A 13291-nucleotide genomic window follows, 5' to 3' on the forward strand; every position below is an offset into this window, starting at 1 on the left:
TTAGTTTTAATTTAGTAAATTGAATCACAGTACTTATTTTTTATAAGCCTTTATTTTTTGTGAAACATTATTATGAGCAACTTTGACCCCATTCCAGTATCGATTAAACAGCGACTCATGGCCCAACTGTGTGAGCAGATCGAAGATGCTATTTTTGTGCTAGACAGTAATTTACGCTATCTATCTGTCAATGCCAGCTATGAGCTTATGATTGGCTATAAAGAATCCTTTTTGGTCGGTCGTCCACTCGGTATTTACGCGGCTGAATTTTTGTCAGAAGAAGAGCAGCTTATCCTAAAAGAGATTAAGGATAATTTAAGAGAGTCAGGTTTCTACAAGTTGGATTTTTCCATGGCCAATCGCTATGGTGAGACGATCGATTGCCAAATCACCTATCGTAAAATTTGTATCGACCAAACGGTGTTTCATGTAGGTATGCTACGTGACATGTCTGCCGTCGTTAAAGACAAAAAGCAGGTTGCTCATTTACTCAACTACGATCAACTCACTGGATTGCCCAATCGCAAAGTGTTTTTGAGTCAGGCCAGTGACGTTTTATTAGACACCTATCAAGAAGTTGTGATTGTACGTCTCAATATAGACCGCTATCGCAATCTGGCAAGCTTGCTGGGATCTGAGGGAATAAACACTTTAATACAGAAGTTTGTGAAACGTATCAAAGAGCTCCATTTAGAGCATTTACGCTGCTTTTCCCACTTTGGCGGGGATGACTTTGCGTTATTGTTTGAGTGTCAAGATGGCAATATGGTACGTCATCAATTAGATACGCTCATGCAGATGTGCGAGATACCCTTCACAATGAATGGAAACGCGGCCACAAATTCAAATATCTACTGCCATATTTCTGTAGGCGTCAGTTACTTTCCCAAAAATGATGCTCAGGTAACAGGACTGTTGAGCAAAGCAGAAAAAGCCTTACAGTATGTCAAACAACACGGCGGCGATGATATCCGTTGGTATGACAAAACGATTGAGGAAGCCACTTCAGGTAGCCTACAGTTAGAAGCCGATCTGAGAGCAGCATCGGCTGAAGGACAGTTCATACCGTATTATCAACCAAAATTCTTATTGGATACGGGGATTATCACAGGGTTTGAAGCCCTAGTTCGCTGGCAACATCCCACTCGCGGTCTACTAAAACCAAAACATTTTATCGATGCTATTTTGACCCATAAGCTCTCGTTTGAGCTGTTTTCACAGATGGCTAACAAGATTGCCAAGCAGTTATCTGAATGGCAACAGCAAGGGTTTTGTCAGCATATCTGCATCAATGCCGATGCGGCCGAATTTAGTCATCCTGAATTTTTTGACATGGTGAGCGGCCTATTGGTAGAGCACAATATTGCGGCGTGTCAGTTGCATATCGAAGTGACTGAATCCTCTTTGATTCAGCGCCATGATGATGTCAGAAAACAACTCAACTCTCTCAAAGAATTGGGCGTCCGTCTTGCCTTAGATGATTTTGGTACGGGCTATGCATCCTTGAGTTATCTGCAAGACTACCCCTTTGACTTTATCAAAATTGATAAAAGTTTTATCTCAAAAATTGATACCGACCGTACTCAGCATGCCATTGTAAAAGCCATTCTAGACTTGGCAGATGCTCTAAACATGCATGTGGTGGCAGAAGGTATAGAAACCGAACAGCAGCGCGATGTGTTGCTCGATATGGGCTGCAAAAATGGACAAGGCTATTGGTTTGGCAAACCTGTGCCCGCTGATGTGGCCACTGAGATGCTGGTCAAACAGTATGCCACCGAATAGCTCTTGTTTTCTGGGTATCATAAAACCGTTTATTGGCGACTTTGACTCTAAAGCGGTTTTTCTTTATGTGAACGTTATTTTTATGATGAAAATTGGCTGATATAACTCTGAATCTTTGATCTGTCCTATTGTATATCGGTCAATGTTTCATAGGGTTATTAATGATTCAGATTGAGGCCTAACGTTGATTGCACAATCGATGCAAGACAGGTTCATGACTTATCAGTGCTTTCACCAAACTTGTATAATCGCTAATGAAAGCCTATCTTTTATAGTGAATTTGTTAGAGCACATTTAATCTTTCTTTGACTCTGACAATCACCACTCTTTTCAACACTATTTTATGTAATCGATAGCATGGTTGACCTGCTTCACTGTTTATCATTTATTTAGATTTCCAGACTGGCTAGGTAAGAATAACGCACTAGAGGATAGTGCGGCCATATGCTCATTGTTGGCTATGATCGGTTACATTCTAAAAAGGACAGGAAGTTATGCAATACAAAGCGCCCTTACGTGATATTCAGTTCGTGATGCATGAACTACTCGATAGTGAAAGCCACTACAAAACATTACCAGCGTTCCAAGAAGCTGACCGCGAGCTAATGGACAGCCTATTTGAAATGGCTGCAAGCTTTGCTGAAAACGAGTTGTCACCACTGAACCAAAGCGGCGATGCAGAAGGCTGTAAGTTTGACAATGGTAAGGTCACCACGCCAAAAGGCTTTAAAGAAGCTTATAAGCAGTACTGTGAGCTTGGCTTCCCTGCTTTATCTGCTGAAGAAGAGTTTGGTGGTCAAAACATGCCGTTCTCACTATCAACGGTCATCAATGAGATGGTCGGTACGGCTAACTGGTCATTTTCTATGTATCCTGGCCTATCGCATGGCGCAATTCAAACCATCGAGCACCATGGCACTGATGAGCAAAAACAAACTTACCTAGAAAAAATGGTCACCGGCGAATGGTCAGGCACCATGTGCTTGACAGAAGCCCACGCAGGCTCTGACTTGGGTATTATCCGTACCAAAGCTGAGCCAAATGATGACGGTACTTATAGCATCACCGGTCAAAAAATCTTCATCTCAGCAGGCGAGCACGACCTCACCGACAACATCATTCATATCGTTCTAGCCCGTCTACCAGGCGCGCCTGCTGGCACCAAAGGCATCTCACTGTTTATCGTACCTAAAGTGTTGGTCAATGAAGACAACAGCCTTGGCGAAAACAACAACGTCGTCTGTGGCTCTATTGAGCACAAAATGGGTATCAAAGCCTCAGCGACTTGCGTGATGAACTTTGATGGTGCAAAAGGCTACTTGATTGGCCCAGAAAACCGCGGTTTACAGTGCATGTTTACCTTTATGAACGTCGCTCGTATCGGTACAGCAGTTCAAGGTTTGACTGCAGCAGAGTACGCGTTCCAAGGCTCATTGACTTACGCAAAAGACCGCCTAGCGATGCGCTCACTATCAGGTGCCAAAGCGCCAGAAAAAGTCGCTGACCCAATCATCGTTCATCCAGCCGTTCGCAACATGCTGTTGACCGAAAAAGCCTTTGCCGAAGGTGGTCGCGCATTGGTTTATTACCTCTCACACTTTGCCGATACCGTTGCCAAAGGCGAAGGCGATGACCTGAAGTTTGCTGACCAAATGCTGTCACTATTGACACCGATTGCTAAAGCTTTCTTGACTGAAACGGGGCTCGAAGCTGCCAATCACGGCGTCCAAGTGTATGGTGGTCATGGCTTTATCAGTGAATGGGGCATGGAGCAAAACGTCCGTGATACCCGTATTGCTTGCCTATACGAAGGCACCACTGAGATCCAAGCTCTTGATCTTCTTGGACGTAAAGTGCTGGGCTCGCAAGGCAAACTACTTGCAAACTTTGTCAAAATTATCCAGACGTTCTGCCAAGAGCACAAAGACAATGACGAGATGGGTCAGTTCATCCGCCCGCTTGCCAAACATGTCAAAGAATGGGGTGATCTAACATCACGTATTGGCATGCAAGCCACCGAAAACCCAGACGCTGTTGGCGCTGCCGCGGTTGATTACATGTACTTTAGTGGTTATGTAACTTTGGCTTATTTATGGGCGCGTATGGCATTGGTTGCTCAAACCGCTATTGCCGACGGCACTGGTGAAAAAGCATTCTATGATGCCAAGGTTAAAACGGCTCAGTTCTATTTCACTAAACTACTACCACGCACCACGACCTATGTACAGCGTATCAGCACAGGCGTTGAGCCATACATGAGCATGGATGTAGACCAGTTTGCTTTTTAATTAGCCCCAAATCCCTCTCATATCGTATTTTTATCGGCAACATACCAAGCTGTGTTGCCGATTTTTTTGGTATGGGTCTTACTATGCTGATTATGATCGTTGATAGCAACCAGTCGCGTGCTTTTTATAAGTAGTTGCTCTGTCCAAAACCTACTCAATGACTGCAATAGTGGCTGCTAACTTTTGGTGCACGCACAATTCACGAAGAAATACACCCGCCTACAAGCTTATTTGTTAAACTTTGAACATGAATCGCTAAGGTTACATCAAGAGAACAGTTGATAATCTTAACAACTCCAATTTTATCTATTTAAACCAAAGGAATGTTTATGGCTGTTTATAACGCCCCTCTTAATGACATGCGTTTTATATTAAATGATGTATTTAAAGCGCCACAATTTTGGCAAAATAACGAAAACCTAGCTCATGTCGATACCGAAACCGTCGATATGATTTTAGAAGAAATGGCAAAACTGTCAAAAAACGTTTTGTTGCCTATCAACCGTAGCGGTGACGAAGAAGGTGCAACCTTTGAGGGTGACGGCGTTGTTACTACGCCAACAGGTTTTAAAGACGCGTACAAACAGTATGCTGAATCAGGCTGGGTTGGCTTAAGCGGTAACGCTGAATACGGCGGTCAAGGCTTCCCGAAAATGGTTACCATGCTCACCGAAGAGATGGTTTTTACGGCCAACCAATCGTTTGCCCTATACCCTAACCTAACCGTCGGTGCAACGCTGTGTCTGAATGCCGCTGCCTCTGAAGAACAAAAACAGACTTACTTAGAAAAAATGTATAACGGTGAATGGTCTGGTACCATGTGCTTGACAGAGCCGCATGCGGGTACTGACCTCGGTATCATCAAAACCAAAGCCGTGCCAAACGATGATGGTAGCTATAATATCTCTGGTACCAAAATCTTTATCACTGGTGGTGAGCATGACCTCACTGACAATATCATTCATTTGGTATTGGCAAAAACCCCCAATGCGCCAGAAGGCTCAAAAGGCATTTCATTGTTTGTCGTGCCAAAATTCTTGGTCAATGAAGATGGTAGCTTGGGCGAGCGCAACACCTTGGCGGTTGGCTCTATCGAGCACAAAATGGGTATCAAAGCGTCTGCCACTTGCGTGATGAACTTTGATAACGCCAAAGGCTGGATGGTTGGCGCAGAAAACACCGGATTATCTTCTATGTTTATTATGATGAACTATGAGCGTGTGACCATGGGTCTGCAAGGTCTTGGTGGCTCTGAGCTGGCTTATCAAAACGCAGCATTATACGCCAATGACCGTGGTCAGGGTCGCAGTGACACTCAAATCCAAAGCCCAGAAAAACCTGCCGATGCCATCATCCACCATGCTGATGTGCGCCGCATGCTGCTAAATGCCAAAGCCAACACCGAAGCGTCACGCTGCTTTGCCATGTATGTCGCCAAAAACCTTGACGAAGAAAAGTTTAGTACTGACCCAGAGGCCGCTCAAGCCGCGGCGGCGCGCGTTGCCCTACTGACGCCAGTTGCCAAAGCCTTCTTAACCGACAAAGCACTAGAAGCCACGGTTGATTGCCAGCAAGTATTTGGCGGTCATGGTTATATCCGCGAATGGGGTATGGAGCAAATCGTTCGTGATACTCGTATTGCGCAGATTTATGAAGGCACCAACGGTATTCAGGCACTTGATCTGTTAGGCCGTAAAGTGGCAAAAAATAACGGCAAATATGTCACCCATTTCTTGGGTGAGATTCGTGATTTTGTTAACAATATGCAAGCGGATCATGGTATCAAACAAGCTACTTTAGATGCAGCGGATACGATTGAAGAGCTCACCACAACGGTGCTGAACAATATTGGCGAACGCAAAAACGAAATCAATGGCTGCGCGGTTGACTACATGCATGCGTTTGGCTACCTTGCTTACTCATACATGTTTGCGTTGATGGTCGAGGCCGCCAATGGCAAAGAGGGTGAGTTCTACACCAACAAAGCCAAGCTTGCTGATTATTTCGTTGGCCGTATCTTGCCACGTATCAATGCGCATGCACAGATGGTCAAAGCTGGTAGTGACCCGATGATGAACTTTGATCTTGACTACTTTGATGTACCAGCCAGCTAAATGCTCATTATGAAGACCCGATAAAACCATGAAAAAAGGACAGTTCAATGACTGTCCTTTTTTTTGGCAAAATAACTGCTAACAAAATAATTCACTATCGATGCGTGGTTACGATTAAAATAGCGCAAGATAAGGTGTCACTTAAGTGCCATAAAAAGCCATGATTCCTAACAATATCATGCACAGTGTTAAATAATAAAAACGATTGAAACAACCACAATAAAGGGTGCGACGTGTCAGAATTAAAACGCATATTACAACAGATTACAGCCCTAAGTGATGTGCCCGATCCTGCGGTGCTCAAACGCTTGATCGATGAACTACGAGTCAGCGACAAAGAACCTGCTTTAGCCAACCAAAACATTCAAACCCTTATTGATATTCTCCATCAACATCCAGAATACGGCGATGGACTCTCTAGCTTTGTCCTGAAATTGATTATCCAATATCGTCAAATCTCGCTATATACCGATACAGGTATTATGTCGGATCAAGGATTCTTTAATAGCTTAAGACGATTGGTCGGACATCGGTTTTTGCCGATACTCCCTCAAGATGACTCCGTCGTTGAACTGGTTGGTTACTTGTTTGATAAGCGTACTGATGAGCGCTGGCTTGCCAATATTGAGACAAAAAAATGGGACGAACTCGTGCAGCTTCTGAGGGTGGAAGAAAAACACCTAGACTTGGTTGCTACAGCAAAGAACAGTATTTTGAATGCGATTATTATTTTGTCTTATCGCATCAGCGGTCTTGGCTTACATCCTGATTTGATGGATTCTTATCCGCAGATGCTCAACTACTCTGCTTCTTTTGTTGCTCAAAACCAAGAAGCGGTGCTCTTTGTTAATCAATATAGACAAGCGCACGAGCTTGATACCTTAACCGACATTACCCCAGAGCAAGCCGTTGATCCAGCGCCATTGCTGGTTATGATTGAGCAATGCGAAGATATCGTTGCGACTATCCGCAAACGGATCTACAAAACAGGTATTTCTATTCGTTTGACCAATATGATGCTGCGCTTAGATCAAAGCTTGCAGCGCATGCGTATCTTGACAGAACTTGTCACAGACGACAATCAAAGAAGAGATCGCGCCGTCATTGAGTTGATCCAGACCCTGATCACCACTACCAATCGCCGCTATAGCATTGGCCATTTGATTGATAACAACACAAAACTGCTGTCACGTAAAGTCACTGAAAATGCCAGTCGCGTGGGTGAACACTATATCAGCACCGATAAGACTGGCTATCAAAAGATGCTCAAAAAGGCCTCTATTGGCGGTTTTGTCATTGCCTTTATGGCCACCATAAAAATACTGGCTTACCAATTGGCGCTCGCACCGATGGGTCGAGCATTTATTAACAGTATGATTTATGGCTTGGGCTTTGTGTTCATTCACGTGATTCGCGGAACGGTCGCTACCAAGCAACCAGCCATGACCGCTGCTGCTATTGCTTCTACTATATCTGAAGGCTCTGGCAAGAAGTCTCATCAGCTAAATAAGCTATCAGAGTTGGTCGTTGATATTTTACGTACTCAGTTCATCGCTATCATGGGCAACGTTATGTTAGCGATACCCGTTGCACTTATCATCTCTTTTGCTTGGTTACAGTACACAGGCGCACCGATGATTGGTACCGAAAAAGCAGGTCATCTACTCCATGACTTGGATCCATTTCACTCATTAGCGCTTCCTCATGCGGCTATCGCTGGCGTATATTTGTTCTTAGCGGGTTTGATCGCCGGTTATTACGACAATTTAGCGGTCTATAACAAAGTAGGTGCGCGTATTCAACGCCATAAACTACTACAATATATACTGCCTGTATCATGGCTTAAGCGCTTAGGCGGCTTTATAGAAGCGAACTTGGGCGCTATCATGGGTAACTTTTTATTCGGGGTTTTCTTAGGTAGTACAGCAACCATCGGCTACATATTCGGCTTACCAATTGATATTCGCCACATTGCTTTTGCATCAGCGAACTTGGCACACGGATTGTTCAATATATCTGCTGATGACATCAGCTGGAGCCTCATTCTGATTTCTATATTGGGTGTGGCGCTTATTGGTATGGTCAACTTGATAGTCAGTTTTTCGCTGGCGTTATTTGTTGCTTTACGTTCAAAAGAAGTGCGTTTCTTTGAATGGAGTCGTCTCACAAAGCTAGTTTTTGGACATATCATTAGCCATCCTTCTGACTTTTTCTGGCCACGCGACAAGCCAATGAAATATGCACGAATCGATAGTCAAGGTCACATGATATTTGATGACACTTCAGCACAAAAAAATGGAAAAGCCATACCAAGCAATTATGTGGTACGCCGATTGTCTGATGTCAGAATATTACCCGAGTCTAAGCAAGCAGTAGCGCAAAACGCGGAAGCGAGTACAGACATATACTATGACAGTCAACCACAAGGCGATCACACCCAACCTCACAACTCTCCTAAGAAGGTTGTCAATCTTGATGATGGTCTGGCAGATGAAGAGCTAAATAGCACGCCTTATACCGACGATATCCAATATGACAAAGTCACCAAGACGCTCAATACCATCGATAATGAGGATACTGTTGGTCACAAGTCAAATCATGCGGATGCTGACGGCAAGTCTACTGTCGATGCCAAAACACCTTTGCCAAAACCTAAAAAGCCGCCAAAGCTGCCTGATTAAAAGGCTCGCTTGGGCGGCTTTATGCTTGGTGAATTATTGAGATTAAAACTATTTGGTACAAGGCCTGAAACACTCACACAACTTAGCTAAAGCTTTTACCCCTTAATCTTGAAAATATGGACGTAGAAGCAAAACTCTCGCACAGCTCAACAAACTTAGGATTCAAAAATCATCTAAAATAATGAAGAGCGGGCTCAATAAGATATTGGGATAGATCACTAAACAAGGACAAGAATGAATATAGCCAGCCATAGCAAACTGGAAGAATCTATGAAGGACGTTGCATCAACCTCCCTTGTAAGACTCATCTATGTTAGTAGAGTTAATACCACCGATAGATCTGTATTTGAGCATATCCAAAGACACTCGCATGTCTACAATAAAAATAATAAAATTGCAGGTTTTCTATGCAATGATGAAAAAAGCTTCCTTCAATGCTTAGAAGGCGCAAAAGACGTTGTATTTTCTCTTATGCAAAGAATATTTAAAGATAGGAACCATAAAAAAGTAGACGTCGTTGCTGTTGAGCAGGTCAGTCAATGCCGCTTTGAAGATTGGCGTATGCACAGTCTTAACTTAAGCGCCAGCAATTGGCATAGACTGTCTGATCATGCGCAGTTAGGAGAGATCTCACCATTCAAACCAGAACACTGGCCATACTGGTTTATTGAATACTTTATTGAATGTGTGAGGAAGTTCGAATACTCTAACATCAGTCATGACACAAACTACATCACCTTTGATGACTTAGGTTACTCTGAGCTTGAAGAAAAGTTAACTCAAGATAATATCTTATTATTTATATTTCTTGGGCTACTGGTCGCGTCAACCGCCGCTGTCCTATTATTCAGGTACGACGTTATTCCTTAATGACTCAGTTAGACACCTTATGAATCATTTGAGCATAACTCAATCATCTGAGTATATCTCAGTAGAACCATCAAAACAGGGCTGTTAATTAATCAATAGCCCACTTGAAACAGACGGCTTTTGCGGACCTATTTAAAAAGATTATTTAGGCTTTTATACTAAGGTATTTGTAGTCCGGGTATTTGTAGCCTACGTTATGAACTCGGGCACTGTGCACTTGAGGCTATTACCTTGCCGTCGCTGAGACGATACGCCAACAGACAGTTGCCCCATACACACCCACCATCGAGTGCACGCGCATGTGGTAAATCAATCTCGCCTTGTAGCGCGGCCCAATGACCAAATAGTATCTTACGCGTGCGCGGTACTTGCCACTCAAACCATGGTAAAAAATCGGTTGGCATAGGCTCATCTAGCCCAGCATTAAAATCAAACTCAAGCAAACCATCCTGCTGACACAGGCGCATACGAGTAAAGTAATTGGCGATTGCTCGCATTCTGGTAAAGCCTTCAATACCTGAATGCCATTTATCGGCTTTTTTACTATAGAGATTTGGCAGTAGTTCATCAAGCTGCTCTAAGCTCCCTTGCAGCTGCGATTCTAGCTCTTTTGCATATGTTGCTGCTGCCTCAATACTCCAATGTGGTGGAATCCCTGCATGTACCAACACCGTATGCTCATCTGGATACGCCAATATCGGCTGCCTGCGTAACCACTCAAGCAATTCATCACAGTCATCCGCTGCAAAAATTGGCGCAGTTTTGTCTTTGCTCTTGAGTTTTGCAGCGCCGCGCCAGACTGCAATTAAATTGATATCATGATTGCCTAATACCGTTGCTGCAGCGCCCTGCTCACACAACGCTTTGACGTCGCGTAAGGTATTTAATGAGTCCTCACCACGCGCTACCAAATCACCGGCGAACCATAACTTGTCTTGATTAGGATCAAAATCTAATGTCTTTAGTAATTGTAGATAAGCCGCGTGGCAACCTTGTAGGTCACCAATGACATATTGATGGCGAAAACTCATAATCCCTCTATGATTTTTATATAATAATTGGTCATTATTTACATTAAACGTCTATTGACGAGCCTGATTGCTTAGATTGACAAAATCTGTAACGCTCAACGTCTCAGGACGTGCCTGTGGGTCGATACCGCAAGCGGCAAAATCATCCTCACTCAGCGTCGGCAGCAAGGTTGATTTTTTGAAGATAGCGCGAAGCGTCTTGCGACGATGGTTAAAGGTCTCACGTACCACAATGGCAAAATACTCTTCATCCTCTGCTACTATCGGTTTGTCAATATGCGGCGTTAGGCGAAAAACGGCACTGGTGACTTTGGGCGGTGGATTAAAAGCGCCGCGAGGCACAGTCAGCAAATAATCTGTATCACAGTAATACTGCATAATCACAGACAGACGACCGTAAGTTTTGCTACCAACGTCGGCTGTGATGCGCTCAACCACTTCTTTTTGTAGCATAAAGTGCATGTCTTGAATGACATCAGCAAACTCAAGCAAATGAAACAAAATAGGCGTTGAGATGTTATATGGTAAGTTCCCGACGACACGTAGCTTACCGCGCTCCTCGCTGTAAAGCTCACGATAGTCCACATGCATGGCGTTATCTTTAATAATCGTAAAATTTGGATGGCTATTGGCACCAATACGAATGCGCAAGCTGTCTGCCAAATCGCGATCCAACTCTACGACTGTCATCGCATCTACTTCTGCCAATAAAGGCTCGGTCAATGCGCCCATACCAGGCCCAATCTCAATCAAATTGTCATCGCGCTCGAGACGAATGCTTTCCACGATTTCGCGAATGACGCTGGTATCATGCAAGAAGTTTTGACCAAAGCGCTTACGCGGTTGGTGCTTGGCTGTACGTAAACTGTTAGAAATGGCTTGAGCATCAAATGTAGAGTTGGACATAAGAGAGTCTTAATGGATAAAAGATAAATGAGAGATGATAGCAATGTGCTGGTGTTATAATGGCAAATTATAACACAGCTCATAATTAGGCTGTGTTTTTGAGGTAGTTTATCTATAAGTCATCTAAAATGTATCACAACCGACATGGCACTTTTTTGTTCTCGAACCATCTAGCATAAGACCCATAATGGGAATAAGGATGGTACCCTAGTGAGGACTTGAATCTTTGGCTGTGAGCTAATGGTATTAAGGTTTCAACTTGCTGAGATAGCCACAGTGTACTTCATGATGTACTTACCATAGATATTCTATCTATGATCGGTGCGCTAGTGAGGACTTGAAGAGACCATCCCAGATTCTGTGTAACTGACGTTTAGATTAAATACTTACACAAAATTTAGGAAGGTCTCCCAGATTCTTATCAAAGACTTCATCATCTATTATTCGCCAAACGGCAACTTGCTGATGGTCTTTGGTGGTGACTAGATTTAAAGTTTGTTCAATCATTGCTTGAGGTCTCATATCCTTATGATGTTTATTTGCTTCAAACCCAGTTACTTTACACTTAGCGGTTTAATTAAGCTACTTACTTGAGCTATTTGCTTCAGTTATTAGGCTTGGCTACTTACTCAACTTCAATATTCTAAAGGCGCCCTGAATAACTACAGCAAATACGATGCTACCAATAATCAAATCAGGCGTACTAGAGTGTAACCAATTAACCAAAATCCCTGCAACAATTACCCCTAAATTGATAATCACATCGTTTGAAGTGAAAATCATACTGGCTTGCATATGGGCTTCTTCTTCTTTGCTTTTCGATTTTTGTAGTAAATAGAGGCAAATCAAGTTTGCAATTAGCGCAAGAATCGATATGACTATCATGGTAGAAAAGTCAGGTAACTGCTCATTGCCAAAGAAACGTCTTAGTACTTCTAAAAAACCAAGAATCGCTAGCGTAATTTGAAAATATCCGGCAATTCTAGCAATCCGTTTTTTCTTAATGACCGTTCCACCGACCGCAAATAAGCTAATTCCGTACACGAAGCTATCTGCTAACATATCTAAGCTGTCGGCGACCAACCCCATCGAACGAGAAATCAGTCCCGTGCTCATTTCAATAATAAAGAAAGCAAAGTTAATGACCAGCACTATCCATAGTAGCTTTCTTTGCTCAGCATCTTTTTTGTGACTAGAGTCAGCATCAATTTTAAAATTATTGTTGGGATCAGAGGGGTCAATGGTTTCGGTCGAGAGTAGGGTGTCTCCTAATTTTAGGTCATGAATAGCAGTCTCTATCCCTTCTATATTGTCATGATGAAACACAGTTAATTGACGGTTAGGAATGTCGAACTCAAGATGTTCAATATTCGAGTGGCCCTCTAATTTCATTCGGATTAGGTTTTCCTCCGAAGGGCAGTCCATCTTCGATATTTTAAAAGTTGTTTTATTCATAGTTACATTTATATCCGGGTGGTGGTTCAAAAAGTAGGCTGAAAAAAAACAGGCTGAGAAATTGATAAATAACCCCAGTTCGGGATAAGCGCTCAAAAAAAAGATAAAAAAAGAAGTCCGAAGTTGCTAAAGTGAGTTTACCAAGACAAACTTCACAACAA

General features: G+C 43.1%; 8 protein-coding genes. 5 read left to right on the forward strand and 3 right to left on the reverse strand.

Annotated elements, in window-relative coordinates:
• The first annotated feature begins 72 nt into the window (after nucleotides 1-72).
• The 5 genes from CUR83_RS07515 (at nucleotide 73) to CUR83_RS07535 (ending at nucleotide 9738) form a co-directional block, all read left to right on the forward strand.
• The gene (locus CUR83_RS07515) at nucleotides 73-1785 is read left to right on the forward strand and encodes a putative bifunctional diguanylate cyclase/phosphodiesterase (protein WP_071001633.1); all 1713 of its coding nucleotides are present in this window, start codon (nucleotides 73-75) and stop codon (nucleotides 1783-1785) included.
• Nucleotides 1786-2279: 494 nt separating this feature from the next.
• The gene (locus CUR83_RS07520; RefSeq protein ID WP_071001634.1) at nucleotides 2280-4073 is read left to right on the forward strand and encodes an acyl-CoA dehydrogenase C-terminal domain-containing protein; all 1794 of its coding nucleotides are present in this window, start codon (nucleotides 2280-2282) and stop codon (nucleotides 4071-4073) included.
• 329 nt (nucleotides 4074-4402) lie between these two features.
• A complete protein-coding gene (locus CUR83_RS07525) occupies nucleotides 4403-6187 on the forward strand; it encodes an acyl-CoA dehydrogenase C-terminal domain-containing protein (RefSeq protein ID WP_212564468.1) in 1785 nt (594 codons plus the stop codon).
• A 233-nt stretch (nucleotides 6188-6420) separates the two neighbouring features.
• Nucleotides 6421-8868, forward strand: coding sequence for a site-specific recombinase (locus tag CUR83_RS07530; RefSeq protein WP_071001636.1), 2448 nt, complete (start codon nucleotides 6421-6423; stop codon nucleotides 8866-8868).
• Nucleotides 8869-9102: 234 nt separating this feature from the next.
• Complete coding sequence (locus CUR83_RS07535; RefSeq protein WP_071001637.1) at nucleotides 9103-9738, forward strand: BLUF domain-containing protein; 636 nt, start codon at nucleotides 9103-9105, stop codon at nucleotides 9736-9738.
• 194 nt (nucleotides 9739-9932) lie between these two features.
• Here the strand turns inward: CUR83_RS07535 and CUR83_RS07540 are convergent, their stop codons facing one another.
• From CUR83_RS07540 to CUR83_RS07550, 3 genes are all read right to left on the reverse strand, one after another.
• Entirely contained in the window at nucleotides 9933-10769 is an 837-nt protein-coding gene (locus CUR83_RS07540) for a symmetrical bis(5'-nucleosyl)-tetraphosphatase (RefSeq protein WP_071001638.1), read from the reverse strand.
• A 51-nt stretch (nucleotides 10770-10820) separates the two neighbouring features.
• Nucleotides 10821-11675, reverse strand: a complete 855-nt coding sequence (gene rsmA / locus CUR83_RS07545) for a 16S rRNA (adenine(1518)-N(6)/adenine(1519)-N(6))-dimethyltransferase RsmA (protein WP_071001639.1) — start codon at nucleotides 11673-11675, stop codon at nucleotides 10821-10823.
• A 621-nt stretch (nucleotides 11676-12296) separates the two neighbouring features.
• Nucleotides 12297-13130 carry a cation efflux transmembrane domain-containing protein gene (locus CUR83_RS07550; protein ID WP_186474716.1) on the reverse strand — a complete coding sequence of 278 codons (834 nt, stop codon included), beginning with the start codon at nucleotides 13128-13130 and terminating at the stop codon, nucleotides 12297-12299.
• Between the last annotated feature and the right edge of the window lie 161 nt (nucleotides 13131-13291).

Source organism: Psychrobacter pocilloporae (assembly GCF_029872915.1).
Classification (GTDB): Bacteria; Pseudomonadota; Gammaproteobacteria; order Pseudomonadales; family Moraxellaceae; genus Psychrobacter; species Psychrobacter pacificensis.